The following is a 311-nucleotide window of genomic DNA, read 5'->3' on the forward strand; positions in this document are numbered from 1 at the left end:
CCTTCCAAACCATGAGCGCTTAGAAACTCACTCCAATCATGGCTCGTGTATTGGCTTCCTTGATCTGAATGAACCAGCACTTTGCCAGCAGGTTTACGACGCCATACCGCCATTAATAAAGCATCTAACGCAAGCTCTTTAGTGATACGACTGCCCATTGACCAACCAATAATTCGTCGTGAGAACAAGTCCATTACAGCGCCAAGATAGAGCCAGCCTTCATGCGTTTTGATGTACGTAATATCCGTTACCCAAGCCGTGTTGGGCGCTAATGGATCGAATTGCCGCTCTAAACGATTTGGCGTAACAAC

General features: G+C 46.9%; 1 protein-coding gene. It reads right to left on the reverse strand.

Annotation, left to right across the window (positions count from 1 at the left end):
- On the reverse strand, positions 1 to 311 hold a 311-nt coding region (locus JIG40_RS10610), incomplete at both ends, for a DDE-type integrase/transposase/recombinase (RefSeq protein ID WP_199465327.1).

The sequence above is a fragment of the Vibrio sp. bablab_jr001 genome (assembly GCF_016464285.1).
GTDB lineage: Bacteria > Pseudomonadota > Gammaproteobacteria > Enterobacterales > Vibrionaceae > Vibrio > Vibrio fluvialis.